Source organism: Sphingomonas pituitosa NBRC 102491, assembly GCF_001598435.1.
GTDB lineage: Bacteria > Pseudomonadota > Alphaproteobacteria > Sphingomonadales > Sphingomonadaceae > Sphingomonas > Sphingomonas pituitosa.
The window spans coordinates 64,740-89,757 of the sequence record NZ_BCYY01000013.1; the positions used below are offsets into that span (position 1 = coordinate 64,740).

General features: G+C 66.9%; 20 protein-coding genes. 10 read left to right on the plus strand and 10 right to left on the minus strand.

Features of this window, described 5'->3' with window-relative positions; genetic code table 11:
* Positions 1 to 12 precede the first annotated feature (12 nt).
* On the minus strand, positions 13 to 600 hold the full coding sequence (locus SPI01S_RS11900) for a hypothetical protein (RefSeq protein WP_245653571.1): 588 nt from the start codon (positions 598 to 600) through the stop codon (positions 13 to 15).
* 162 nt (positions 601 to 762) lie between these two features.
* Between SPI01S_RS11900 and glmS the strand changes: the two genes are divergently transcribed.
* From glmS to SPI01S_RS11920, 4 genes are all read left to right on the plus strand, one after another.
* The gene (gene glmS / locus SPI01S_RS11905; protein ID WP_066722408.1) at positions 763 to 2,586 is read left to right on the plus strand and encodes a glutamine--fructose-6-phosphate transaminase (isomerizing); all 1,824 of its coding nucleotides are present in this window, start codon (positions 763 to 765) and stop codon (positions 2,584 to 2,586) included.
* Between the two features lie 208 nt (positions 2,587 to 2,794).
* Complete coding sequence (locus SPI01S_RS11910; RefSeq protein ID WP_066722410.1) at positions 2,795 to 3,571, plus strand: DUF2334 domain-containing protein; 777 nt, start codon at positions 2,795 to 2,797, stop codon at positions 3,569 to 3,571.
* Complete coding sequence (locus tag SPI01S_RS11915) at positions 3,571 to 4,740, plus strand: glycosyltransferase (RefSeq protein ID WP_066722413.1); 1,170 nt, start codon at positions 3,571 to 3,573, stop codon at positions 4,738 to 4,740. The genes SPI01S_RS11910 and SPI01S_RS11915 overlap by 1 nt, the downstream gene beginning before the upstream one ends.
* A gap of 27 nt (positions 4,741 to 4,767) precedes the next feature.
* Positions 4,768 to 5,112 carry a hypothetical protein gene (locus SPI01S_RS11920; RefSeq protein ID WP_066722414.1) on the plus strand — a complete coding sequence of 115 codons (345 nt, stop codon included), beginning with the start codon at positions 4,768 to 4,770 and terminating at the stop codon, positions 5,110 to 5,112.
* A gap of 24 nt (positions 5,113 to 5,136) precedes the next feature.
* On the opposite strand, the gene SPI01S_RS11925 is transcribed toward SPI01S_RS11920, so the two are convergent.
* The gene (locus SPI01S_RS11925; RefSeq protein WP_066722416.1) at positions 5,137 to 6,354 is read right to left on the minus strand and encodes a histidine-type phosphatase; all 1,218 of its coding nucleotides are present in this window, start codon (positions 6,352 to 6,354) and stop codon (positions 5,137 to 5,139) included.
* Between the two features lie 231 nt (positions 6,355 to 6,585).
* Between SPI01S_RS11925 and SPI01S_RS11930 the strand changes: the two genes are divergently transcribed.
* Complete coding sequence (locus SPI01S_RS11930) at positions 6,586 to 9,363, plus strand: TonB-dependent receptor (RefSeq protein ID WP_066722417.1); 2,778 nt, start codon at positions 6,586 to 6,588, stop codon at positions 9,361 to 9,363.
* Between the two features lie 296 nt (positions 9,364 to 9,659).
* Here SPI01S_RS11930 and SPI01S_RS11935 read toward each other — a convergent pair whose 3' ends face one another.
* The 4 genes from SPI01S_RS11935 to SPI01S_RS11950 form a co-directional block, all read right to left on the minus strand.
* A complete protein-coding gene (locus tag SPI01S_RS11935; protein ID WP_084253430.1) occupies positions 9,660 to 10,379 on the minus strand; it encodes a 3'(2'),5'-bisphosphate nucleotidase CysQ in 720 nt (239 codons plus the stop codon).
* A complete protein-coding gene (cysN, locus tag SPI01S_RS11940) occupies positions 10,376 to 12,289 on the minus strand; it encodes a sulfate adenylyltransferase subunit CysN (RefSeq protein WP_066722422.1) in 1,914 nt (637 codons plus the stop codon). The genes SPI01S_RS11935 and cysN overlap by 4 nt, the downstream gene beginning before the upstream one ends.
* Positions 12,289 to 13,209 (minus strand): sulfate adenylyltransferase subunit CysD, encoded by a 921-nt coding sequence (cysD, locus tag SPI01S_RS11945; RefSeq protein WP_066722615.1) that lies wholly within the window; start codon positions 13,207 to 13,209, stop codon positions 12,289 to 12,291. The genes cysN and cysD overlap by 1 nt, the downstream gene beginning before the upstream one ends.
* 116 nt (positions 13,210 to 13,325) lie before the next feature.
* Positions 13,326 to 14,642 carry a UDP-glucose dehydrogenase family protein gene (locus tag SPI01S_RS11950; RefSeq protein WP_066722428.1) on the minus strand — a complete coding sequence of 439 codons (1,317 nt, stop codon included), beginning with the start codon at positions 14,640 to 14,642 and terminating at the stop codon, positions 13,326 to 13,328.
* Positions 14,643 to 15,226: 584 nt separating this feature from the next.
* On the opposite strand from SPI01S_RS11950, the gene SPI01S_RS11955 reads away from it, so the two are divergent.
* The 3 genes from SPI01S_RS11955 to SPI01S_RS11965 all read left to right on the plus strand — a co-directional run bounded on the left by SPI01S_RS11955 (position 15,227) and on the right by SPI01S_RS11965 (position 19,392).
* Complete coding sequence (locus tag SPI01S_RS11955; protein ID WP_245653572.1) at positions 15,227 to 16,474, plus strand: putative bifunctional diguanylate cyclase/phosphodiesterase; 1,248 nt, start codon at positions 15,227 to 15,229, stop codon at positions 16,472 to 16,474.
* 20 nt (positions 16,475 to 16,494) lie between these two features.
* Positions 16,495 to 18,936, plus strand: coding sequence for an ATP-binding protein (locus SPI01S_RS11960; RefSeq protein WP_157084662.1), 2,442 nt, complete (start codon positions 16,495 to 16,497; stop codon positions 18,934 to 18,936).
* A 69-nt stretch (positions 18,937 to 19,005) separates the two neighbouring features.
* The gene (locus SPI01S_RS11965; RefSeq protein ID WP_066722434.1) at positions 19,006 to 19,392 is read left to right on the plus strand and encodes a response regulator; all 387 of its coding nucleotides are present in this window, start codon (positions 19,006 to 19,008) and stop codon (positions 19,390 to 19,392) included.
* 3 nt (positions 19,393 to 19,395) lie between these two features.
* On the opposite strand, the gene SPI01S_RS11970 is transcribed toward SPI01S_RS11965, so the two are convergent.
* From SPI01S_RS11970 to SPI01S_RS11985, 4 genes are all read right to left on the minus strand, one after another.
* Positions 19,396 to 20,682: an MFS transporter gene (locus SPI01S_RS11970; RefSeq protein WP_066722436.1), complete on the minus strand. Its 1,287-nt coding sequence runs from the start codon at positions 20,680 to 20,682 to the stop codon at positions 19,396 to 19,398.
* A gap of 90 nt (positions 20,683 to 20,772) precedes the next feature.
* A complete protein-coding gene (locus tag SPI01S_RS11975) occupies positions 20,773 to 21,618 on the minus strand; it encodes a dioxygenase family protein (protein ID WP_084253436.1) in 846 nt (281 codons plus the stop codon).
* Between the two features lie 127 nt (positions 21,619 to 21,745).
* A complete protein-coding gene (locus SPI01S_RS11980; protein ID WP_245653574.1) occupies positions 21,746 to 23,026 on the minus strand; it encodes an ATP-binding protein in 1,281 nt (426 codons plus the stop codon).
* Complete coding sequence (locus SPI01S_RS11985) at positions 23,023 to 23,760, minus strand: response regulator (protein ID WP_066722442.1); 738 nt, start codon at positions 23,758 to 23,760, stop codon at positions 23,023 to 23,025. The genes SPI01S_RS11980 and SPI01S_RS11985 overlap by 4 nt, the downstream gene beginning before the upstream one ends.
* 222 nt (positions 23,761 to 23,982) lie before the next feature.
* Between SPI01S_RS11985 and rpsU the strand changes: the two genes are divergently transcribed.
* Both rpsU and SPI01S_RS11995 read left to right on the plus strand, forming a co-directional pair.
* Positions 23,983 to 24,189: a 30S ribosomal protein S21 gene (gene rpsU / locus SPI01S_RS11990; RefSeq protein ID WP_010545388.1), complete on the plus strand. Its 207-nt coding sequence runs from the start codon at positions 23,983 to 23,985 to the stop codon at positions 24,187 to 24,189.
* Positions 24,190 to 24,275: 86 nt separating this feature from the next.
* Entirely contained in the window at positions 24,276 to 24,863 is a 588-nt protein-coding gene (locus SPI01S_RS11995; RefSeq protein ID WP_066722445.1) for an FKBP-type peptidyl-prolyl cis-trans isomerase, read from the plus strand.
* Positions 24,864 to 25,018: the final 155 nt, after the last annotated feature.

Sequence of the window (25,018 nt, forward strand, 5' to 3'; positions counted from 1 at the left end):
GACCGGCACCGTCTAGTAGATCGATCCCGCAGCGCCCTCGCTGGGCCCGAGCGTGCCGATCGTCACCCGCGTCGCGCGGGTATGGGCGAAGCCGTCCTCGAACGCCTGCAGCGTTTGGCCCGGCTTGCCGTCGTCGCCCCATTGCGTCCAGGCAGTGCCGAAGTCGCGCGCATCGAGCGCGGCATAATAGCGGCGCACCACGTCGGCGGCGGCCTGCGAACGCTTCGGATCGACGGTGCAGCCCGGTATCGGCTGTCCGTCGCCGTCGAACAGCGCACAGCTCCGCGCAATCTCGTCCTCGATCATCGCGCAGCTATTGGCGGCGTTGCAGGGTGGATGCGTTGCGGGCGAGACGTCGATGCAGATCTTCACGCGCTTGGCCGCTGCCGTCGCGCCGATCTCGGCGGCACAGCTGCGGGTCGTCATTGCGGTCGCTGTCGCCGTTGTCGAAGGGCTCGGGACGGGGGTCGCCGGCGCCTCGCTTGCGGTCGTCTGGCGGGTCGGTAGCGTTTCGTTCACCGGCGCCTCGGCGCGGTCGGCGGCGCCGCAACCGGCCAGCGGCAGCAGGAGGGCGAACAACGCGGCGTTGCGACGGAACATGGGAGCGACCTCTCTTCAAACCTGCGAGCCGGTGACGGCGAACCCTGCGGAACGTCGCACCATGCTGTCAGGGGGCATAGTGCTGTTCACCCCTCCGTCAGTATAGCCCGGCTAGCGGCGGCCACCCGCCCGCGCTAGGGCAGGGGCAGGAGGGCCGATGCCATGTGCGGAATCGTAGGAATCGTGGGCAAGGAAGACGTCGCGGAGCGCCTGTTCGAAGGCCTGAAGCGGCTGGAATATCGCGGCTATGATTCGGCCGGCATCGCCACGGACGTAGACGGGAAGATCGAGCGCCGCCGCGCCTCGGGCAAGCTGGTCAATCTCGGCAAGGAACTCGCCGCGCATCCGCTGCCCGGCACCACCGGCATCGCCCACACCCGCTGGGCGACGCATGGCGGCCCGACCACCAACAACGCGCACCCCCACGCCACCGGCGAAGTCGCGCTGGTCCACAACGGCATCATCGAGAATTTCAAGGCGCTGCGCGAGGAACTCACCGCGCGCGGCCGCACCTTCACCAGCGAGACCGACACCGAAGTCGTCGCCCATCTGGTGAGCGAGAAGGTCGAGGCCGGCATGGCCCCGGCCGATGCGGTGCGCGAGGTATTGCCGCGCCTCCACGGCGCCTTCGCGCTCGCCATCCTGTTTCGTCAGCACCCCGACCTGCTGATCGGCGCGCGGCTCGGCTCGCCGCTGGTCGTCGGCTATGGCGAGGGCGAGACCTATCTGGGTTCGGACGCGCTGGCGCTGGCGCCGCTCACCCAGCGGATCTCCTATCTGGAAGAGGGCGACTGGGTCGTCATCACGCGTGACGGCGCCGATATTTACGACCGCGACAACAATCCCGTCGAGCGGCCGATCACCATCTCGGGCGTCACCGGCGAGCTGATCTCCAAGGGCAACCATCGGCACTATATGCTGAAGGAGATCTACGAGCAGCCGATCGTCGTCGCGCAGACGCTGCGCTCCTACCTCCAGCGCATGGAGGAGAAGGTGACGCTGCCGATCCCGGACTTCGATCTCTCCGCGATCAAGCGCGTGACGATCGTCGCCTGCGGCACCAGCTATTATGCGGGCATGGTGGCGAAATACTGGTTCGAGCAGTTCGCCCGCGTGCCGGTCGACATCGATGTCGCCTCCGAGTTCCGCTACCGCGCCCCGGTGATGGAAGAAGGCGGGCTGATGATCGTCATCAGCCAGTCGGGCGAGACGGCGGACACGCTGGCAGCCCTCCGCCATGCCCGCAGCGAGGGGCAGACGATCGCCGCCGTGGTCAACGTGCCGACCAGCTCGATGGCGCGCGAGGCGGACCTGCTGCTGCCCACCCATGCCGGCCCGGAGATCGGCGTCGCCTCGACCAAGGCGTTCACCTGCCAGCTGGCGGTGCTGGCGGCGCTGGCGGCCAATCTGGCCAAGGCCAAGGGCCGGATGGACGAGGCGGAGGAACGCCGCATCGTCCGCCATCTGGGCGAGGCGCCGGCCTCGCTCAACGCGGCACTTGCCTATGACGAATCGATCCAGGCGATGGCGGGCGTGATCGCGGCGGCGCGCGACGTGCTGTATCTGGGGCGCGGCACCGATTATCCGCTGGCGCTGGAAGGCGCGCTGAAGCTGAAGGAAATCAGCTACATCCACGCCGAGGGCTATGCGGCGGGCGAGATGAAGCATGGGCCGATCGCGCTGATCGACGATGCCGTGCCGGTGATCGTGATCGCGCCTTCGGGCCCGCTGTTCGACAAGACCGTCAGCAACATGCAGGAAGTGCAGGCGCGCGGCGGCAAGGTGGTGCTGATCTCGGACTATGACGGCATCCAGGCGGCCGGCGACGGCTGCATCGCCACCATCACCATGCCCAAGGTCCATCCGCTGATCGCGCCGCTGGTGTATGCGGTGCCGGTGCAGTTGCTGGCGTACCATGTCGCCGTCGCCAAGGGCACCGATGTGGACCAGCCGCGCAACCTGGCCAAGTCGGTGACGGTGGAGTGAGATGGGGTTTCCTCCCCTCCATCCGGGGGAGGAAACGGCGGCAGCGCTGGCCCGGACCATGAAAATGTGGCACCGTTCGTGTGGATGTGCCGCTCCCGCGTCGTTTAATGCTTTGCGTTCCGTGCGTTAGAAAAAGACGAGATTCGGCCCGCTTGCCGCCCTGTTCCGGCGGTCTATATCGCTCGCACTCGCAGCAAAGAACGATCCGATGACCGCAACCACCCGCCCCCAAGGGCCTCGAAGCCCCAGCCTCCTCGCATCGATCCATGATGTCGGGCCCCGTTCCGAGGGTGCGGTCGACCAGCTTTCCGAGCTGTTCCTGAAGCATATCGGCGCTCCCCGCTACGCGATGCTGGTGGTGCCGGACCATTGGGGCTCGGCCCCGCTGGTCCCCGGCAGCCCTTTCGCCACCCGGCTGCGCGCCTGGGCCGATTCCGGCATCGAGATGTTCCTGCACGGCTGGTTCCACCGCGACGTGTCCGAGCACGCCTCGGCCGGCGCGCGTTTCAAGGCCAAGCACATGACCGCGGGCGAGGGCGAGTTTCTCGGCCTGGACTATGCCACCGCGCGCGACCGGATGGCGCGCGGCCGGGCGCTGGTGGAGGACATCATCGGTCGCCCGGTCACCGGCTTCATCGCCCCGGCGTGGCTCTATGGCGACGGTGCGCGCGAAGCCTTGCGCGACCTGGGCTTCGCGCTGGCCGAGGATCATTTCCGCGTCTGGGCGCCGCAGCAGGCGGACCGCGTGCTTGCCAAGGGGCCGGTGATCACCTGGGCCAGCCGCAGCAAGAGCCGGATCGCCTCCTCGCTCGCCGTCGCCGCGCTCGCGCGCACGCTGCTGCCGCGCCGCCCGGCGATGCGGCTGGGCGTGCATCCGGGGGACGTCACCGTACCGGCGCTGCTGACGAGCATCGACAAGACGCTGGCTGCGCTCACCAAGGGCGGCCGCTTCGGCCAATATCGTGAACTGCTGGAGACGCATTGATGCGCATCCTCGACGTCTGCGCCTTCTACAGCCCCTATGGTGGCGGCGTGAAAACCTATGTCCGCCGCAAGATGGAGCTCGGCGCCAAGCTGGGCCACGAGATCGTCATCCTCGCCCCCGGCGAGCGTGAGGAAATCCTGGAAGAGCGCGACGGTGCCATCCTGGCGACGATCCCCGCGCCATTGCTGCCGCTCGACCGCCGCTACCGCTATTTCGACGACGAGCCCGCGCTGCACGCGGCGCTCGACCGCTGGCGGCCCGATTTCGTCGAGGCCTCGTCGCCGTGGCGCAGCGCCTCGATGGTCGCGCGCTGGCAGGGCGCTGCCGCGCGCGCGCTGGTGATGCACGCGGACCCGCTGGCCGCCTATGCCTATCGCTGGTTCGGCACGATCGCCAACCGCGAGACGATCGACAAGGGCTTCTCCTCCTTCTGGCAGCATCTCCGCCGGCTGGACGACGGGTTCGACCAGGTGGTGACGGCGGGGCGTGACCTCGCCCGGCGGCTGACCGAAGGCGGCCTTACCAAGGTGGTGACGATCCCGATGGGGGTGGAGCCCGGCTATTTCAGCCCGAGCCTGCGCGACGAAACGCTGCGCGCCGAACTGCTGGCGAGCTGTGGCCTCGGCCCCGAGGCGACGCTGCTGATCGGCGTTGGTCGTCTCGCGGCGGAGAAGCGCTGGCCGATGGTGATCGAGGCGGCCGAGGCGGCGGCCGGTCGGCATCCCATGGGGCTGATCCTGATCGGCACGGGCACCGCGCGATCGAAGGTGATCACCGCGATCGGCCGCAACCCGCACGCCCAGCTGTTCGAACCTACCAGCAACCGCGAGCAGCTCGCCCGCGTGCTGGCAAGCTCGGACGCCCTGGTCCATGGCTGCGAGGCGGAGACCTTCTGCATGGTCGCGGCGGAGGCGCGGGCGAGCGGCCTGCCGCTGATCGTGCCGGACGAAGGCGGTGCCGCCGACCAGTTCGTCGAGGGGCAGGGCATGCTGTATCGCGCCGCCGATCCGGTATCCTTGCGCGATGCGCTGACCCAGTTCGTCGAAACCACCCCGATGTTCCACCGCATGCGCGCCGCCGCCGACGCGCCGGGCACACGGACCATGGACCAGCATTTCGAGGAGCTGTTCGCCAGCTACCGGGCAATGGCCTACTCGCGCGCGGCGTGAGCGGGATGACGTGTCTGGCGGGTGCGCATGCCCGACGGTGAGGACGAACTTCCGGCATGGTCGATTGCGGACGTCGGCGAGTTCGCGGCCTACGGCCCGATCCTTGGATGCCTGATCGTGCCGCTGTGCGGCGTGGCCCTCGCACTGGCGTGGATGATCCAGCGCGCGGGGGCACCAGCATGGGCGACCTCTGCCGTCGCCATTGCGTACGCGACCTTCCCCTATGGCGCCTTCACCTGGTGGACTTGGAACAAGCAGGCGCTCCGGCTGTCCAACGGGCGGGTGTTGTCGGCGCGCGCGGCGCGCTGCCTCGCGTTCGTCCTCTGGCTGACCGTCGCAAGCTGCCTGGTCATTCGCTTCGCTAGGTGGTGAAGCCGGCGCCGGCCTGACCGCCGACTAGCCGCGCGCCGGTGCGGTGGCTGCTTCCAGCCGCTTGAGGAACTGCGGGAGCGCGCAGCGATGCTCGAGGCCCTCGTCGCACCCTTTCAGGCGCAGCGGGGTCCATGCTGCGCGGTCGCGGGCGGCACGCATGTCGGCGGCGCTCTGGCTGCGGTACCAGAGGCGGACCGCTGCTCTTCCGTTCGGCGCCTTGACCAGCGCGATCGCGATGCCGCCGCCCGGGGAAGGATCATTGGTCGCAAAGCCCGGTGCCTTGACCGGCACGCCCAGCACCGCCGCCAGCGCGGCGACGTTGGTGTCGTGGCCGATCAGCACGTCGATCTTGGGTCCGCTGGAGGCGGTCAGCTCCTGGGTGATGCGGTCGACCGTCGGCGCCATCTGGAAGGCGGCCATGTACGGCGGCCGGCTGAACACGTCGAACAGCGCGCCATGGACCGCCCCAAGCGCCTCCAGCCGCGCCGGCGTCGCCCGCCCCCAGCCGACCTGCGCCATCGGCAGCCCTTCGAGATATTGGAGCATCAGCACCTGGGCGGTGCCCGAAGCCGCGCGGATCGGACCCTTGAGGTCGATGCCATGGCCGTCCGCGCTCGGCTGGACCGCGGAGGGCTCGACCGGGCTGCACCGGGGGGCGGGGCAGGCGAGCACCTGTTCCAGCAGCTGCAGCCCGGCGGCGTGGTGCCGGGTAAGCGCCTCGGCGCCGCCGGTGAAGCGGTTGATCGAGTCCACCGCGCGGTGCGCGTCGAACGCCGCAGGGTGCGCGCCGAGCGGCTCGAAGATCGGGTCGTTCGTGCCCTCGGGCTTGTGACCGACGGCGAGCGTGCAGCCCGGCGCCAGGCCTGCGGCATAGGCCTCACCGCTGGCGATCGTGCGTGGCGAGCTGTTGGTCCACAGTCGGAGCGCGGCGGGGTCGGGGCAACCTTGCGCAGGGAGCAGCCTGGCAGCGGCGAACCAGCGGCGATCGGCCCTGGCGAGCGCGCGCAGCGCGGCGGCGCCGTGCGGCGTCACCTGCTCGGCCGGCGCATCCCAGCGCGGCCAGGGCTTGCCGGTGCGGGTGGCGGGCGGCACCTCGCCGTTGAGCGGTGCGCGCACGCCGTGGCGCATCAGCAGGATCAGCCGTTCGACCCGCGGCGTCTTTGGCGGAGCCGCCTGCGCGGCAGCGGGCGACAGGACGAGCGCGGCAAGCGCGCCGATGCGTGCGACGGGAGAAATCGACATCGGCGGAAGCTAGCCCGGCTACGTGAAAGCTGTGTGACGAAAAAGAATACCAATTTCATAATTGGTATTATTCCCGTGATTTCCGTCTCTTGTGCTGCGGTGCAGCAAATCTGTCATTCCAACATAGTGGAAATGCCATGGACCGGACGCCGAATAGCCGTTGGCGGCGGCTAGCGGCGGCGGCGACCAGCAGGAACAGGCTGGCACCAATATCCAGCGAAGGACATACCAATGGGACACTGGAACAAGCGCATCGCGCTGCTCCTGGGCGGGGGCACGGTCGCACTTCTCGCACAGGGCAATGCGCTCGCCGCGGCATCGCGCGAAGACCCCGTCACGGCTTCGACGCCGGACAATGACGATCAGGCGCGCGAAGGCGAGACGATCGTCGTCACCGGCCAGCGCGCCGCGATTCGGACCGTGCAGGAGGAACAGGTGAAGAGCGCCTCGCTCGTCACCATCGTATCGGGCGAGGAACTGCGCGCGCAGCCGCAGCAGAACCTGGCCGATCTGCTCACGCGCCTGCCGGGCGTCAATTCCTCGGTCGACCAGTCGCGCAACGCCGCCTCGACCGGCGAGGCCCAGTATCTGTCGATCCGCGGCCTCGACACCGCGTACAACGCCTATGAACTCGATGGCGTCCGCCTGGCGCAGACCGATGCGCGCACCCGCGCCATCTCGATGAACCTGCTGTCGCCCTTCGCACTCTCCGAGGTCCGCGTCGACAAGGCGCCGACCGCGGCGCAGGACGGCGACGCCATCGCCGGCGTGATCGACCTGCGCACCGCCTCGCCGTTCGATTTCGGCGCGCACCATTTCCAGATCCGCGCGCAGGGCCAGATCGCCGGTCGCGCCGCTGCCCGCGACCAGGATCCCTGGGGCGGCACGATCGCGCTCGAAACCGCCCAGCGCTTCGGCAATTTCGGCATCTATGCGTCGGGCTATTACGGCAAGAAGAACATCTTCAGCGAGTCGGTGGCGATCCACAAGGATTACACCAAGCTCAACGGCAATGTGCCCGGCGCGGTGCGCGACAACCTTGCCAATGCGGTGCCGGTCGGCGTCGAGTGGAACATCTTCCAGAACAAGATCGAGCGCTTCGGCGGCACGGTGAACCTGGAGTGGAAGGGCGACAGCACCGACCTGTACGCCCGCACCACCTATGGCGAATATCGCCTGAAGAACTGGATGGACCAGACCGCCGCGCGCAGCGTGGGCCTGACCGCCGGGCAGACCAACCCCAATGCCGGCAACAAGCTCGGCTCGAACTATGACAGCGCCGGCTATCTGGCGATGTACGGGCTGGGGGGCACCAATTACTTCCGGACCGAGCACAGCAACCAGCGGCTGTTCACCACCAAGATCGGCGGCGAGAGCCGGCTGGGGGACCTGACGCTCGACTATAACGGGGCCTATTCGCGCGGTGCGACCAGCTATCCGCTGCGCATCCAGGCCAAGTGGGGCAGCCCGACCTATATCGGCGCGAATGCCACCGGTCCGGCGACGTACAAGCTGATCACCGGCCTGGCGGATCGCACCAACCCGCAGGTGGTGCTGACCGACGACGCCCGCAATACGATCACCAATCTCGACAATTTCGCCCAGGCCTACACCACGGCGCAGTTCGAGGATTCGTGGGAATCGAAGCTCGAAGGCCGGCTCGACGGCACCTGGCGCTTCGGCGATCGCGGCCTCTCCTCGATCCAGGCGGGCGGCAAGTACGAGGCGTCCAAGCGCTATTCGAACAGCCTCGGCGATGACGGCGCGCTGGAATATGACTTCACCGCCACCGATCCCAACCAGACCAAGCTGACCGCGGTGCCGGGCAAGCGGCTGAACGGCTTCATGAACGATGTGCAGGTGCCGTTCTACATCCCGGATCATGCCTGGATCGAGGCGCAGAACGCCAAGCTGTCGCTCTCCAAGCTCGCCGGCATCGATCCGGTGAAGCTGCAGGAGAACCGGCTCGACGGCAAGGAGCACCGCGCCAGCGGCTATCTGCTCGCCAATCTCAGCTTCGGCGGCCTGACGATCACCCCGGGCCTGCGCTTCGAGCACAACTGGTTCCAGGGGCGCTACTGGCAGGACAATGGCAAGACCTCGGGCTTCACCACCAGCGCCCGCAGCTACGACCAGTGGCTCCCCAGCCTGATCGCCTCCTACCGGCCGGGCGAGAACACCGTGTACCGCTTCTCGGTGCGCAAGAGCTATTCGCGCCCTGCGTTCGACCTGCTGCTCGGGCCGACCAGCGTCTCGCGCGACGACAGCGGCAAGATCACCTCGATCTTCGTGCCGAACCCCAATCTCGATGCGGTCGAGGCATGGAACGTCGACACCTCGATCGAGCACAAGGGCGCAGGCACCGACCTGTTCTCGGCGGCGCTGTTCTACAAGCGGCTGAACCATGTGATGTTCTCGACCGGGTCGACCAACTCGACCGGCGACCTCAACGTGTGGACCGGGCCCAACAAGCAACTCTCGCCCGACGGCGTCGAGATCGAAACGCTCGACACCAGCGGCAAGGGCAGCGTGTACGGCGTCGAACTGTTCGCGCGGTACAGCCTGAAGGGGCTGCCGGCTGTCCTCGACGGCCTCGGCTTCCAGGGCAACGTCACGCTGCAGCGGGCGGATGCGACGGTGTATGTCTCGAACGGCTATCGTCGCCAGCGGATGCCGCAGGCGCCGCAGGTGATGTTCAACACCGAGCTGTTCTGGGTGCATGGCGCCTTCAACGCCGCGCTGAACTACAACTACACCGGCAACAAGCTGTACGACCTGCGCTCGTCGCAGCCGGACACCTATGTCCAGCCGGTCTCCACGATGAACGCGATCCTCAGCTACACGGTGAACCAGCATCTCACGGCAGGGGTGTCGGTGCAGAACCTGCTCGATGCGCATAGCTATTGGGCGACGGCGGGGGTCGGCAAGGCGCTGCTCTCGGTGGATCGCAAGGGCGGCTATGTCGAGGTGGGTCGCACCTACATGCTCAACCTGTCCTACGCGTTCTGAACAAAGAGGCCGGTCCGCCAAGGGAGGAAAGCGGACCGGCCCGTCAAGCGCAAGCAGTTCTCTCGTACTCGGAAAACAAGTCGGCGCCCCGCAGGGGGATCGGTTTGCAGGTGCGCCGACTTGTTCCAAATGGCTGGGCCCTGCGTCAGTTCAGGGCCGGCCGATACGCTGTTACCGGCGAAAGGAGCGGGGGGAAGCGCTGCCGTTCGCGTGCCCTTCAGATAGCCGTACCGCAGCGCGGCGAATATTCGGGGTGAGTCCCATCCGGGTTTGTCCGTAACGCTTTCTCAACGATGCTAACGATTGCAGTCGGCTACCGCCGCCAGCACCGGTGCCGCCCATTCGCGACGGCAGATCAGCAGATCGGGCACGCTGGTGCTCGCCTGGTTGTACACGATCGGCGTCCCGTTGATGCGCGACGCGTGCAGCCCCGCTGCCAGCGCGACCGCCACCGGCGCGCAATTGTCCCATTGATGCTGGCCGCCCGAATGTAGGTAGATCTCCGCCTCGCCGCGCACCACGGCCATCGCCTTGGCGCCTGCCGAGCCCATGCCGACATGCACCGCACCGATCGAACTGCCGACCTCGGCGCAAAGCTGGCTGGCGCGGGTGCGGCTGACCAGCATGCGCGGGGGCTGTTGCGCAGGCGCGAGGGCAGGCGGCGTGTCGCTGGCGAGCGTCAGGCCGAGCCGGGGCAGCGCGACCGCGCCCACCGCAGGTTCGCCGTCAATCGCGAGCGCGACGTGCACCGCCCAATCCTCGCGGCGCTCGGCAAATTCGCGGGTGCCGTCGAGCGGGTCGATGATCCACACCCGGCTGCGGCCGAGGCGGACGGGATCGTCCGCCGATTCTTCGGACAGGATCGCATCGTCCGGCCGCGCAGCGCGCAGCCGATCGAGGATCAGCGTGTTGGCCTCCGCATCCCCGCGGGCGCCGCCTGCGCATTCGCCCTGGATGCGCAGCAGCAGCGCCCCCGCTTCCTCGGCAATGGCATGCGCGAGCTGGGCGTCGTTCACAGCGTGGGGCTCCACACGCCCATGATCGCCTCGACGATCTGCTCGGCCGCTTCCTCGGGCGTGGTGCGGGTGGTGTCGATGTGGATCTCGGGTGCGCGCGGCGGCTCATAGGGGCTGGAGATGCCGGTGAAATTGGCGATCTCCCCGGCGCGCGCCTTCTTGTAGAGGCCCTTCACGTCGCGGCGCTCGGCTTCCTCGATCGGCGTGTCCACGAAAATCTCGAAGAACTCGCCGTCCGGCAGCAGCGAGCGCACCATCGCCCGCTCCGCCCGGAAGGGCGAGATGAAGGCGGTCAGCACGATCAGTCCGGCATCGGTCATCAGCTTGGCAACTTCGCCGATCCGGCGGATATTTTCCACCCGGTCCTGGTCGCTGAAGCCGAGGTCGCGGTTGAGCCCGTGGCGGATATTGTCGCCGTCGAGCAGGAAGCTGTGCTTGCCGAGCGCGTGCAGCTTCTTTTCCACGAGGTTTGCGATCGTCGACTTGCCCGAGCCGGACAGGCCGGTGAACCACAGCAGGCGCGGTTGCTGGCCCTTTTGCTGGGCATGCGCCTCGCGGGTGATCTCCACCGCCTGCCAATGGACATTCTGTGCGCGGCGCAGCGCGAAATCGAGCATGCCCGCGCCGACCGTGGCGTTGGTCAGCTTGTCGATCAGGATGAAGCCGCCGAGGTCATGGCTCTCGGCATAGGGCTCGAACACGATTCCCCGATCGGTGACGATCTCGGCGACGCCGATGTCGTTGAGCGCCAGCGTCTTGGCGGGTGCCCGGGCCATGGTGTTGACGTCGATCGCATATTCCGGCGCGCGAATGACGGCACTGACCGTCTGGGTGCCGAGCTTGAGCCAATAGGCACGGCCGGGCAGCAGCTCCGCCGGATCCATCCAGACGAGCGTCGCCTTGAACTGGTCGGCGGCCTGGGGGGGCGCATCGGCGGTGGCGATCACGTCGCCGCGCGAGCAATCGATTTCGTCCGCCAGGGTGAGGGTGACGGATTCGCCCGCCACGGCCACGTCCTTGTCGCCGTTCATCGTCACGATACGCGCGACCGTGCTGGTGCGGCCGGAGGGCAGGATGCGCACCGGATCGCCCGGGCGCACCGTGCCGCTGGCGATCAGCCCGGCGAAACCGCGAAAGTCGAGATTGGGCCGGTTCACCCACTGCACGGGCATGCGGAAGGGCTTGATGCGATCGATCTCTGCATCGACCTCCACCGTCTCGAGATGATCGAGCAGCACCGGGCCGGTGAACCACGGCATGGCGTCGCTGCGGGTGGTGACGTTGTCCCCCCGGAAGCCGGAGATCGGGATCGCGGTGAAGTCCTGGATGCCGATCGACTGGGCGAACTCGGCATAGGCATCGACGATCCGGTCGAAGACGCCCTGATCATAGTCGATCAGGTCCATCTTGTTCACCGCCACCACGAGGTGCCGGATGCCCAGCAGGTGGGCGAGGAAGCTGTGCCGTTTGGTCTGGGCGAGTACGCCCTTGCGCGCGTCGATCAGGATCACCGCGAGATCGGCGGTCGAGGCGCCGGTGACCATGTTGCGGGTATACTGCTCGTGGCCCGGCGTATCGGCGACGATGAACTTGCGCTTTTCGGTCGCGAAGAAGCGATAGGCGACGTCGATCGTGATGCCCTGTTCGCGCTCGGCGGCGAGGCCGTCGACCAGCAGCGCGAAGTCGATCGCCTGGCCCTGCGTGCCGACGCGCCTCGAGTCATTTTCCAGCGCGGAGAGCTGGTCCTCGAAGATCTGCTTCGAATCATAGAGCAGCCGGCCGATCAGCGTCGACTTGCCGTCATCGACCGAGCCGCAGGTGAGGAAACGCAGCAGCGACTTGCGCTGGTGCAGTTCGAGATAGGCGGAGATGTCGGAGGCGATCAGCGCGTCGGGGCGATAGGCGGTCATCAGAAATACCCCTCCTGCTTCTTCTTCTCCATGCTGGCGGCCTGGTCGTGGTCGATCGCGCGGCCCTGGCGTTCGCTGGTGGTGGTGAGCAGCATTTCCTGGATCACGCTCTCCAGCGTGTCGGCCGTGCTCTCCACCGCGCCGGTGAGCGGGTAGCAGCCGAGCGTGCGGAAGCGGATGGAGCGTTCGACCGGCACTTCGCCGGGGTGCAGGCGGAAGCGATCGTCATCGACCATCAGCAGCATGCCGTCGCGTTCCACCGTGGGGCGGGGGGCGGCGAAATAGAGGGGGACGATCTCGATCTTCTCGGCGAGGATATACTGCCAGATGTCGAGCTCGGTCCAATTGGAGAGCGGGAACACGCGGATGCTCTCGCCCTTGGCCTTGCGCGCATTGTACAGCCGCCACAGCTCGGGCCGCTGGTTCTTGGGGTCCCACCGGTGCGATGCGGTGCGGAAGCTGAAGATGCGTTCCTTGGCGCGGCTCTTTTCCTCGTCGCGCCGGGCGCCGCCGAACGCCGCGTCGAAGCCATATTTGTCGAGCGCCTGCTTCAGCCCCTCGGTCTTCCACAGGTCGGTATGGAGCCCGCCATGATCGAACGGATTGATGCCGCGCGCGATCGCTTCGGGATTCCGGTGGACCAGCAGCTCCATGCCGGCTGCGGCCGCCGAGCGCTCGCGCAGTTCGTACATCGCCTTGAACTTCCACGTCGTGTCGACATGGAGCAGCGGGAAGGGGGGCGGTGCCGGGAAGAAGGCCTTGCGCGCGAGGTGCAGCATCACCGCGCTGTCCTTGCCGATCGAATAGAGCATCACCGGCCGCTCGGCCTCGGCGACGACTTCGCGCAGGATGTGGATGCTCTCTGCCTCGAGCCGCTGAAGATGGGTCAGCGGCGAGGGGGATGCGGTGGCGGAATCCATGGCGCTCATTTGCAGCATGGAGGGGCATGTAAAAAGCCCCGGGCACACACGCGATCTAGTTATTGTTTAGCGCGGCATACCCGCCCCCGCTGCAGATGGCGGGGGCGGGCAGCGGATCAGTCGTGGCTCGGCTTGCCGACGCCGGTATACTGCAGGCCGGCGCGCTCCAGCTCCGAGGGCGGATAGATGTTGCGCAGGTCGACCAGCACCGGGCTGTTCAGGCTGTTCTTGATGCGGGTGAGGTCGAGCGCGCGGAACGCGTCCCACTCGGTCACGATCACCAGCGCGTCCGAACCCTCGGCCGCCGCATAGGGATTCGCGACGAACTCGACGTCCGTCAGCATCTTGGCCGCCTGCTCGACGCCTTCCGGATCATAGGCCTTCACCGTCGCGCCGGCATCCTGCAGCGCGGCGATGATCGACAGGCTCGGCGCGTCGCGCATGTCGTCGGTGTTCGGCTTGAAGGTCAGGCCGAGGATGCCGACGGTCTTGCCGCGCACGTCGCCGCCCATCGCCTTGATGACCTTGCGACCCATCGCGCGCTTGCGGGCGTCGTTCACCTGCACCGTCGCCTCGACGATGCGCAGCGGCGTCTCGTTGTCGGCTGCGGTCTTCATCAGCGCCAGCGTGTCCTTGGGGAAGCACGAGCCGCCATAGCCAGGACCTGCGTGGAGGAACTTGCCGCCGATGCGGTTGTCCATGCCGATGCCGCGCGACACTTCCTGCACGTCCGCGCCCACCTGCTCGCACAGGTCCGCGATCTCGTTGATGAAGGTGATCTTCACCGCGAGGAAGGCGTTGGCGGCGTACTTGATCAGCTCGCTGGTGCGACGGCCGGTGAACAGCACCGGGGCCGACTGGTTGAGCGACAGCGGGCGGTAGATCTCGCGCATCACCTGACGGGCGAACTCGTCATCGGTGCCGACGACGACGCGGTCCGGGCGCTTGAAGTCCTCGATCGCAGCGCCTTCGCGCAGGAATTCGGGGTTGGATACGACCTTGGCGCCGCTGTCGGGCGCGACCTCGGCGATGATCCGCTCGACCTCGTCGCCGGTGCCCACCGGCACGGTCGACTTGGTGACGATCACGCTCGGCTTGGTCAGGTTCTCGGCGATCTCGCGCGCGGCGGCGAAGACATAGGAGAGATCGGCATGGCCGTCGCCGCGGCGGCTCGGCGTGCCGACGGCGATGAACACCGCATCGGCATCCTTTACGCCTTCGGCGAGATCGGTGGTGAAGGAGAGGCGGCCGGCCTTCACGTTGCTGGCAACCAGATCCGCAAGGCCCGGCTCGTAGATGGGCATCACATTCTGATGCAGCAGCTCGATCTTCCGCGCGTCCTTGTCGACGCAGATGACTTCATGGCCGAAGTCCGAGAAGCAGGCTCCAGATACCAGGCCCACATAGCCCGTGCCGATCATCGCAATGCGCACGATTTTCCCCTGTGCCGAAGATGCTGTTGCCAGCGGTCAACCAAGGCTCTTAACCGAACTTGCCGCGACCGCAACCCACCGCAGTGCAGCATTTGCGCCAGCACGTTGGCCTCAAAAGAAAAAAGGCCTGCGGGGGCAGGCCTTTTTCTTGATCAGATGCCAGCCGGCGACGTGTTGCCGCCGGCCGGCCCGTTGTGGGTTCAGAGCGGACGGATCTCGGTGCCGCCGATGCCATCACGGAAGAAGAGGGTGAAGAAGGTCATTTTTTTTGGCTCCCATTTCTGCGCTGTTCCGCGCAAGTCATTTCGTTAATGAAAAATTTACTTTCCCGCAATCGGGGATTCTGCGGAGGAGGAAAGCTGCGGGAATGCGAAGATGTGCATTTACCTTTCCTTCAGTCACTTTCCGTAATCCTCTGCGCCCGGCGCCAGGGGGCGGGCCGGCAGCGGCCGGGGCAGGCCGGCGGGGGGCTGGAAATTCAGGCAAATGTCGGTTTTTGGGCGGGTTTCTGTATCAGACGGTAGTTTTTCGCGTATCTGTTCATTATTCGGTATGCGGCCGAACAGGCGGCGGGAGGGCATTCGGTGAGCCAGGGCTTGAAGGTAACGGCATTGTGCCGCGTGACCAATTTCGAGACAGCGCGCCGTGTTCTCGGCAAAAATGATCTGCATCGTGCCGCCGAAGCGCTGGCGGTTCGAATCACCGACAGCGCGGAGGAATGCGAACTGATCGGCGTCGGCCGCGACCTGATCGAGTTCTCCCTGAATGCCGCTGACCGCGGCGCGGTGACCGCGGCGCTCCAGTCGCTCCACGTCGCGCTCGACTCTCAGCAGCGCGAGCTGCTTGGCGAACCACATCTCGAATTCGCGATCGGTGCCGCCTGTGCGCCGGGCGACGAAACGGACCTGCTGCGCCTGCTCGAGGCCGCCGAAATCGCGCTTGGGCGCGCCGGCGACGAGGGCGGGCTGGAGATCATCGATCTCTCCCTCGCGGACCACACCGTGGATCGGTTGACCCTCATTGCCGATCTGCCCCGGGCGATCGCCGCGGGGGAAATGTTCCTGCACTACCAGCCGAAGATCAACGTACGGCAGCAGCGCGTGTCGAGCGCCGAGGCGCTGATCCGCTGGCAGCATCCCGAGCGTGGCCTGATCATGCCCGGCGACTTCATTGCCGCCGCGGAGGAATCGGGCCAGATCGGGCCGCTGACCTTGTGGACGCTCCGTCAGGTCATTTCCGACCAGCGGCGCATGGCTGCGCATGGACACGATATTCCGCTGTTCCTGAACATCTCGGGCATGCTGCTCGCCAATGCGGCGTTCGTCGACGAGGTGTGCGGGATCATCACCGCCAATCCGTCCGCGAAGCTGGGCTTCGAGATCACCGAGACGGCAGTGATTCGGGATCCGGAAAGCGCGATCCGGCACCTGCAGCAATTCGCCGATCACGGCGTGGTGCTGGCGATCGACGATTATGGCGCGGGGCTCTCCTCGCTTGCCTATCTGAAGCAGCTCCCTGCCAAGGAGCTGAAGATCGACAAGATGTTCATCACGCAGCTGACGTCGAGCCATCGCGACCCGCTGATCGTGCGTTCGACCATCGATCTGGCCCATGCGCTCGAGATGGAAGTCACCGCGGAGGGCGTCGAAACCCCGGCGGCGCTGGCGCTGCTCAGCGTCATGGGATGCGATCTCGTCCAGGGGTATCTGATCTCGCGTCCGGTGCCCTTTGCGGCGCTGTGCACCTATCTCGACGAGCAGGACCAGCTCGCCGAGACGATGACGAACCGTCCGGTGTTTCTCCGGTCCGGAAGTTCGTGGACCCGCGCGTGACCCACCGTGGCGGGCACCTGGTGGCCCGCGCTGTTGTTCCCGTCCTGCTTGCCGTCGCCCTGCCGGCATCCGCCCAGGCGCAGCAACTGCCGCGCGACGTCGCCGGGCTGGTGGGACAGGCGCGTGACCGCATCGTCGACCAGTCGGCCGATCCCAAGCCGTTGCTCGACCGGATCGACCGGGCCGCCGCACAAGCCCAAGACCCCGCCCAGCGGGCGCTGATCCGCGCCACGGCCCTGTGGCTGCGCGCGGAGCTGCAGTTGCGATCGGACGACATGGATGCGGCGCGGGCCTCGCTGGAGGAAGCGCAACGGGCGGTGGCGCCAATCGCGGCGCCGGTACGGGTGAAGGGCGATCTGCTGCTCTCGCTGGGCAACCTGTACATGATGCGCGATCAGGCTGCGGAGGCGCTTTCGGCGTTTCAACGCGCCTACCGCATTTTCGAGCAGCTGCACGAGGTCCGCAGCCAGGCGCTGGCGCTGCAGTCGATCGGTTCCCTCTATGTCATCGCGCATGATGATCATCGTGCCGAACGCTATTTCCGGCAGGCCTCGCTGCTGTATGGCGGGGACGACATCCTGTCGCTTAGCCTGCACAACAGCCGCGGCAACGTGCTGCTCGTTCTCGAGCGCTATCGGGAAGCGGATGCGGAGTATGCCGAGGCGGTGCGCCTGGCGCGCAAGCTCGGCAAGCCGGTGCTCGAGGCGCGCATTCTCGACAATATGGCGCGCAACCAGATCGAGGCGCGCGATCTGAAAAATGCGCATGCAACGCTCGACCGCGCCTTCGCACTGGCGAAAGGCGGCGACGCGGGCGGCTTGTTGCGGCTGCTGAACGCGACTGCGGCGAAGCTTGCGAACGACGAGGGCAATCCGCAGCGGGCTGCGGCGTTGATCGGAGAGACGTTCCAGGGCGTCGATCTGGCGACGACTACCCAGGATTATCGTACGCCCCATCAGATCGCCTATATCATCTACCGCCGCCTCGGTGACGACCAGCGGGCCCTCCGGCACCTCGAGGCGCTGAAGCGGCTGAGCGATGAGGCGGCGAAGGTCGCGACGACCAACGGCGCCGCGCTGATGGCGGCACGCTTCGATTATGCGAACCAGGAACTCACCATCCAGCGGCTCAAGACCGAGCAGCTGCGCAAGGCCGCCCATTTCCAGCGCGTGCTGTTCATCTCGCTCGGTCTGGCCACCCTGGTCGTCATACTGCTGCTCAGCTTCGGCCTGTTCACGATCCGGCGCAGCCGCAATCAGGTGCGGGCGGCCAACAGGGTGCTGGCTTCCACCAACACCGCGCTCGAAAAGGCGCTGCGGGCGAAGACCGAGTTCCTCGCGACGACGAGCCACGAGATCCGTACGCCGCTGAACGGCATCCTGGGCATGACGCAGGTGATGCTGGCGGATCAAGCCCTGAGCGAAGAGATTCGCGATCGCCTGGAGGTCGTCCAGGGCGCCGGGCTGACGATGCGGGCGCTGGTCGACGATATTCTCGACGTCGCGAAAATCGAGAGCGGCAACCTCAGCGTGGATCCGGTGCCGATGGACTTCCGCACGCTTGCGGAAGAAGTCGCGCGCCTCTGGACCGATCCCGCGCAGGCGAAGGGGCTGGCGTTCGACGTTCGCCTGGAGGACGCGCCGGGTTGGATCGTCAGCGATCCGAGCCGGTTGCGGCAGTTGCTGTTCAATCTTCTCTCCAACGCGCTGAAGTTCACCTCGGAAGGTGCGATCGGCCTGCAGGTGGCGGTGGCCCAGGGCCGGGAGAGCCAGGGCGATCGGCTGCGCATCGCGGTTTCCGATACGGGCATCGGCATCCCTGCGGACAAGCTGGAGGAGATTTTCGAGAGCTTTCGGCAGGCGGATTCCAGCACGACCCGCCAATATGGCGGTACCGGCCTTGGCCTCACGATCTGTCGGAACCTGGCCGAGGCGCTGGGCGGCGAAATCCTCGTGGCAAGTGTGCCGGGCACAGGATCGACCTTCACGATCGACCTGCCGCTGGTCCACGCCGAAGCGCCGGTGGCGGCGACGCCGGTGGGCGAAGCGGGGGCAGGGGTGCTGATCGTCGAGCGCAATCCGATCACCCGGGCCATGCTGCGGACCTTGTTCGAAGCGGCGGTCGATCGCGTGCGATTCGCCAAGGACGGTGATGAGGCGCTGCAGCTACTCGAATTGGAGCAGTTCGCGGCACTGGTCATTGACGAGGCGACGCTTGCCACCGCAACGAATACCCTATTGGAAGACCTTACAATCCTTTGCCGGGCACAGCCCCATCTACGTTCCACCTTGTTGTGGGGCGGCGGCGACGCCGAACGACATGCGCAATTTCTGGACGCCGGCATAACACAGGTGATAGAAAAGCCTGTCGCTGGAACGGATTTGGTAAACGCGGCAGTGCCCGCGTCCGCGCGGAAAAGAGAAATTCTGGGGAATGACCCGCTTGTTTCGCAAGCGGCTTAGGGCGATAACACACCTCGACATGCAAATTTTGGCCAGAACGCTGGTGTCTGCCCAGAAGGGCGAGCGTCGATGAACATCCTGTTCATCGAGGACGATCCGATGAATCGGCGCGTCGTGAAGGACATGCTGGACGTTGCCGGTGCGACCATGGCCGAGGCGGCGTGGGCGGAGGAGGGCCTGGCCCGAATCGACGACGAGTCTTTCGACATCATCCTGGTCGATCTGCGCATGCCGGGCACCGACGGGTTCGAGACGATCCGCCAGATCCGCGCGCGCCCCGATACCAAGGCCGATCTGCCGATCATCGTCGTCACCGCCGATACGGCGCTCGACCTGCGCGAACGCTGCCTGGCTACCGGCGCGGACGACGTGCTGTTCAAGCCGGTGGCGATGGACGCGCTGTTCGATGCGATCGGGCGGGTGCTGGCGAAGCGCGGCGGGGCGATCCTCGCCTGAGCGTCAGTCTTCGGCGATCCGGCTGTTGCGGGCGGTGTCGCGCATCGTCGCATAGGTGATCAGCGAGATGCCGATCATCGCGGTGACGTACCAGTAGAAGCCGCGCTCCCAGCCTTCCTGCTTGAACCACAGGGCGACGGACGGTGCCGTGCCTCCGAAGATCGCGTTCGCCAGCGCATAGGGCAGCGCAACGCCAAGGGTACGGATATGGGCGGGGAACAGCTCTGCCTTCACCACGGCGTTGATCGCCGTATAGCCGGTGACGATCAGCAGCGCCGCGGTCATCAGCCAGAAGGCACTCATGCCGTCGCGCACGCCCTCCAGGGCGACGAAGATCGGATAGGTGAAGCAGACGCCCAGCACGCCGAAGCCGATCATCAGCGGCTTGCGGCCGATCCGGTCCGACAGCGCGCCCGCGAGCGGCTGGACGAGCATGAAGACGAACAGCGCCGCTGCGTTCACCTGCGTGGCGGCCGCATCGGAGAAGCCGGCCGTCTTCTTGAGGAAGGTGATCGGGTAGATGGTATAGGCATAGAAGGCGAGCGTGCCGCCGGCGGTGAGCAGCAGCACCAGCATCGCCTCGCGCGGGTGCTGGCGGAACAGCGCAAGGGCCCCCGATTTCGCCTGCCGGTCCCGCTTCGCAAAGCTCTCGGTCTCGGCCAGCCGGCGGCGCAGCCAATATACCAGCAGCGCCAGCGCACCGCCCAATGCGAAGGGCAGGCGCCAGCCCCATTCGCGCAGGCTCCCCTCGGGCAGCACCGCCTGCAGCCCGATCAGCGCCACCAGCGCGGTCAGCTGGCCCGAGATCAGCGTGACATATTGGAAGCTGGAGAAGAAGCCGCGATGCCGCCGGCCTGCCATCTCCGAAAGATAGGTAGCGCTGGCGCCATATTCGCCGCCGAGCGACAGGCCCTGGAGCAGCCGCGCCAGCACCAGCGCAGCGGTCGCCAGCCATCCGATCGCGCCGTAGCTCGGCGTCGCCGCGATCAGCAGCGAGCCTGCGCACATCAGCGTCACCGACAGGCTTAGCCCCGCCTTGCGGCCGTGCCGGTCGCCATAGACGCCCATCAGCCAGCCGCCGATCGGCCGCATGAAGAAGCCGATCGCGAACACGATCCAGGCGTTCAGGTCCTGCGCGGTGCCCGGTGCGAAGAAATGCGGCGCGAGGTAGCTGGCCAGGGCCGCATAGGCGTACCAGTCATACCATTCGACGAGATTGCCGGCCGATCCGCCGAGGATCGAGCGAAGTCGCGTGCTGCGATCGAGCGGTGCATCGGGAGCATGGGCCATGCCCCCGTCTATAGCAAAGCGCCGCCCGCCGAAAAGGCGCGTGCAGGGGGAGGCGCCCCCTCGGCGAGCGGCGCAGATCGCGCGGAAAGCCTAGCGCGCGATCCCGATTACCGCGGTCGCGGTGTAGCCGGTGTCGACGCTGCCGCTGATCGCGGGCGTCTGCTGTGCGATCTGGGCGGCGCTGTTGTCGCCGAACACATTGTCGCGGGCGATCGACACGCCTGAAAGATTGCCGAGGCTCGAACTATAGCCGCTCGCCGAGGCATATACGGTGCTGCACGCGGCAGCGGGCATCGCCAGCTGTGAGATCAGCGTCGCGTAGCGGCCGCTGGTAGCGGTGGCGAGGCTGGAGAAAACCTCGAAATGGATGTGCGGCCAGCGCCCGGCATAGCAGCCGGGGAAGATGGTGGTGAAGGTCACCTGGCCATTGGCATCGGTTACGCCGACCCCGCGCAAATAGCTCTCGCCCGGCAGGTCGTAGAGCGAGTATTTCCCGTTGCGGTCGCAGTGCCAGATATACACCGCATAGCCGGCCAGCGGTGCGCATCCCGTATTCACGTCCACGACGGTGAGGGTGAGGGTCAGCTGGACGCCGGCGGCCACGGTCGTCGCGCTCCCGATGAAGCTGGGCCGGATGTCGCTGCGGACGATATTGCCGGCCGTCAGCGCGTTCGACGTCAGGCCCGAGGACGTGTTGGTGCCGTCGGCAGGATAGGGGCCGTTGGTCTCGGTCGGATCGACGACGCAGTTCCCGCCGCTCGTCGGCGTCGGCGTCGGGCTGGGGGTCGGCGTCGGGCTCGAGCTCGGCGTCGGTGTGGCGCTGGCGACGGTGGCGCTGCTCCCGCCATTGCCGCTGTCGCATGCGGCCAGCATGGCAGCCGTGCCCGCGCCGGTGAACCAGCGCAGCGCGCGGCGCCTGCTGGCGAGCGCGTTCATCACGCGAAGATCGTGCGTGAGGCCGTGATCCTGGTGGTCGATGTCGTTCAAACCTGCCCTCCTGTCGTGGAGGATCAGATGCCGGGGCCGGATCGCATGCCGATTTCACCCCCGTTTCATTGTTGCTTCATGTTGCAAGCGGCAACCGTACCAGCACGCGGCCACCCGCGCCGCCGGGGCGATTCTCCAGCGTGACAAGGCCGCCGTGCAGTTCGACGATCGAGCGGACGATGGCGAGCCCGAGACCGGTGCCGCCCGTCGCGCGGTTGCGCGAGCTTTCACCGCGCACGAAGGGGGCGAACAGATTCTCGGTCTGTGCGGGGTCGAAACCGGGGCCCTCGTCGTCGATCTGGATCTCCCCATGCCCGTCGCGGACGCTCCACCGGATCTCCGCGCGCTGGCCGTAGCGGATCGCATTCTCGACGAGATTGCCGAACAGCCGCCGCAACGCCTGCGGCTCGCCGATCAGCACCATGCGGGGGCCTGGCTCGACGTTCACGGGCTTGCCCGCGGCGGAAAGGTCGTCCGCCAGGCTCTCGATCACGCTGCCGAGATCCAGCCGGACCATGTCGCCGTGCCCGCGAATGTCGCGCGTGAACTGGAGCGTGACGGACAGCATCGCGCGCATCTCGCCGATGTCGGCCACGGCGCGCTCGCGGGCTGCATCGGGAAGCTGCTCGATCCAGAAGGCCAGGCGCGAGAGCGGTGTCCCCAGGTCATGGGCCATGGCTGCCAGCATCACCGTGCGGTTCTCCGCCTGCTGGAGGATGCGCGCCTGCATCGCCTCCATCGCGCGCCCCAGCTCCCGGATCTCGCGGGGGCCGTCCAGCGGGATGGCCTCCGGTGCCCCCAGCCGCGCGCGGGTGGCGGCCTCCGCCAGGCGCCGGATCGGCCGCGAGATGCGCCGCGCCGCCGCCCAGGCCAGCAGGGACAGGATGATCAGCGTGAGCAGCATCCATTGCAGGATGGCGATCCGCCAGCGGCCCAACGCGGGCCCGCGGCTGACCGACGCCACCAGCCAGCCTTTTTCGGTGCGGCGACCCACGGTGAAGCTGCCATGGATGTCCTGGTCCGGATCGTTGGCCGGCCATTCATAATAGCCGCGGACCTGATCGGCGGGCACCGGCAGGAGAATGGCGATCGCGCGATCACGCTCGGGCGAGGCGCGCTCCTCGCTGCGGCCGAAACGGTCATTTTCGGAGAGGTACATGCTGATCTTCTGGCCCTGGGGGCCGGGCGGCGCGTGCCCGGCGCGGAGCGCATCGGCCACCCGCGCGATCGGAAGCGGGCCGGAGCCTGGCGGAGGGCCGTGGAACACCACCGCGAACTGGACCAGCATGACGACCGCCGCCGAGGTGATGGCGAACAGCATCATCGGAACGACGATGGACGCCGGCCGGCGGATCACTTGGTGGTGACTTCGGCGACGAACATATAGCCTTCGTTGCGGATGGTGCGGATCAGTTCGTCGGCGTCGGACCGGGCGAGCTTCTTGCGCAGCCGGCTCATCTGGACGTCGATCGCGCGGTCGAAATGCTCCGCATGGGCGCCGCGCGAATAGTCGAGAAGGGCGTCGCGGGTGAGCACCCGGCGCGGCCGTTCCACCAGCGCCAGCAGCAGCCGGAACTCGCCGTCCGACAGGTTGATCAGCACGCCTTCGGGATCATAGAGCTGCCGCCCGACCGGATCGAGCCGCCATCCGGCGAAGCGAAGGTAGCTGCGCTCCAGCGCACCGCCGATCATGGGGGCGGCAACGCTGCGCCGCAGCACCGAGCGGATCCGGGCCAGCAGCTCGCGGGGATTGGCCGGCTTGGCGATATAATCGTCCGCGCCCATCTCCAGCCCGACGATGCGGTCGATATCCTCGCTGAGCACCGAATGGAGGATCACGGCCGGGCCCGACTGGCGATCCATGGTGCGCAGGATCGAGAGTCCGTCCTCCCCCGGCATCATCAGGTCCAGCACGACCAGTGCATAGCTTTTCGACGCGACGGCGGCGCGCATCGTGGTGGCGTCCTCCGCCGTGTCCACGACATAACCGTGCTGGGCCAGGAAGGCGGCCGTGAGCTCGCGGATTCCGGGGTCGTCGTCGACGATCAACAGGCGGGTTTCTAGATCCACGGGAGAGACTGACTGCATCATGAAGTGGGTATTGCGACCCGAATCTATCGACCGGGTTACAGCGCTGCAATCTGGTGTAATGCTTTTGTCGCCGCCGATAGCGGCAGGGCCGGCTGCTTTCGGCGTCGGGCGCACGCTTTTGCTTGAAGAATCGCAACAGCGCTGATAGGAGGCCCGTTCGACGCCGTACCTTTGGTTTCGGCGGCCCCTTGCTATTGAGTTTGATCGGAGCTGTACGACTTTATGCAAATCATCGTTCGCGACAACAACGTCGACCAGGCGCTGCGGGCGCTCAAGAAGAAGCTGCAGCGTGAAGGCGTTTATCGTGAGATGAAGCTGCGCCGTCACTACGAGAAGCCGAGCGAGAAGCGCGCTCGCGAGCGTGCCGCCGCCGTGCGTCGCGCCCGCAAGCTGGAGCGCAAGCGCATGGAGCGCGACAGCGCCCGTTGAGGCCTGCCCGGCGCGCGTGACATCGCGCGCGCCGTATTCTCTGTTTTCATCATAACAGGGGCGCGAGCCTCTGCCGGAGTCCGATCATGTCGGTGACCGCCGTTCCGCTCCAGCCCGTCAAGGGCAGCTACAAGCTCTGGATCTGGTTGGGGGTGCTGGCTGCGGCCGCCGTCGCCTTCGCGCTGGCCTGGGGCGGCACCCGTACGCCCGTCGCATCGCATCTCGATGCCGATGGGTTCATGGCGTGGCACAAGAACCAGCCGGGCATTCAGACCACCCCGTCGGGTCTCCAGTACCAGGTGATCGAGCCGGGTAGCGGCGCCAATCCTGCCGAGCAGGACGGTGTCGTCGTCGAAATCCACGGCGTTCTGCGCAGCGGCAAGGAATTCCAGCCGAAGACGCCGATGCGCTTCCAGGTCGGCCAGCCGATGATCCCCGGCTTCACCGAGGGTGTGAAGCTGATGAAGAAGGGCGCGCGCTATCGCTTCTGGCTCCCGCCGAAGCTGGGCTATGGCGCCGAGGGCGGCCAGCAGAACGAGCTGTCCGACCAGGTGCTGATCTTCGACGTCAACATGCAGGAACTGGTGCCTGCCGCGGTCATCCGCCAGATGATGATGCAGCAGCAGCAGCAGGGCGGCATGCCGCAAGGCGCCGGCGAGCCCGCCGGCCAGTAAGCGGTTTCCGATTGCCGGAGTTCGAAAAGCCCGCGAGTGATCCTCGCGGGCTTTTTCGTGTGCAGCGCAAGCCGATTCACGGGAAGGCTGGCATTTCGCCGCTCCCGTCATCCTGGCGAAAGCCGGGATCCATTAGCGTCTCGGCCGCGGCTCTT

What these genes read in the sequence shown, in the direction of transcription:
- SPI01S_RS11900 (WP_245653571.1), bottom strand. Translation starts at nt 600, where the DNA reads ATGTTCCGTCGCAACGCCGCGTTGTTCGCCCTCCTGCTGCCGCTGGCC.
- glmS (WP_066722408.1), top strand. Translation starts at nt 763, where the DNA reads ATGTGCGGAATCGTAGGAATCGTGGGCAAGGAAGACGTCGCGGAGCGC.
- SPI01S_RS11910 (WP_066722410.1), top strand. Translation starts at nt 2,795, where the DNA reads ATGACCGCAACCACCCGCCCCCAAGGGCCTCGAAGCCCCAGCCTCCTC.
- SPI01S_RS11915 (WP_066722413.1), top strand. Translation starts at nt 3,571, where the DNA reads ATGCGCATCCTCGACGTCTGCGCCTTCTACAGCCCCTATGGTGGCGGC.
- SPI01S_RS11920 (WP_066722414.1), top strand. Translation starts at nt 4,768, where the DNA reads ATGCCCGACGGTGAGGACGAACTTCCGGCATGGTCGATTGCGGACGTC.
- SPI01S_RS11925 (WP_066722416.1), bottom strand. Translation starts at nt 6,354, where the DNA reads ATGTCGATTTCTCCCGTCGCACGCATCGGCGCGCTTGCCGCGCTCGTC.
- SPI01S_RS11930 (WP_066722417.1), top strand. Translation starts at nt 6,586, where the DNA reads ATGGGACACTGGAACAAGCGCATCGCGCTGCTCCTGGGCGGGGGCACG.
- cysN (WP_066722422.1), bottom strand. Translation starts at nt 12,289, where the DNA reads ATGACCGCCTATCGCCCCGACGCGCTGATCGCCTCCGACATCTCCGCC.
- cysD (WP_066722615.1), bottom strand. Translation starts at nt 13,209, where the DNA reads ATGGATTCCGCCACCGCATCCCCCTCGCCGCTGACCCATCTTCAGCGG.
- SPI01S_RS11965 (WP_066722434.1), top strand. Translation starts at nt 19,006, where the DNA reads ATGAACATCCTGTTCATCGAGGACGATCCGATGAATCGGCGCGTCGTG.
- SPI01S_RS11970 (WP_066722436.1), bottom strand. Translation starts at nt 20,682, where the DNA reads ATGGCCCATGCTCCCGATGCACCGCTCGATCGCAGCACGCGACTTCGC.
- SPI01S_RS11975 (WP_084253436.1), bottom strand. Translation starts at nt 21,618, where the DNA reads ATGAACGCGCTCGCCAGCAGGCGCCGCGCGCTGCGCTGGTTCACCGGC.
- SPI01S_RS11985 (WP_066722442.1), bottom strand. Translation starts at nt 23,760, where the DNA reads ATGATGCAGTCAGTCTCTCCCGTGGATCTAGAAACCCGCCTGTTGATC.
- rpsU (WP_010545388.1), top strand. Translation starts at nt 23,983, where the DNA reads ATGCAAATCATCGTTCGCGACAACAACGTCGACCAGGCGCTGCGGGCG.
- SPI01S_RS11995 (WP_066722445.1), top strand. Translation starts at nt 24,276, where the DNA reads ATGTCGGTGACCGCCGTTCCGCTCCAGCCCGTCAAGGGCAGCTACAAG.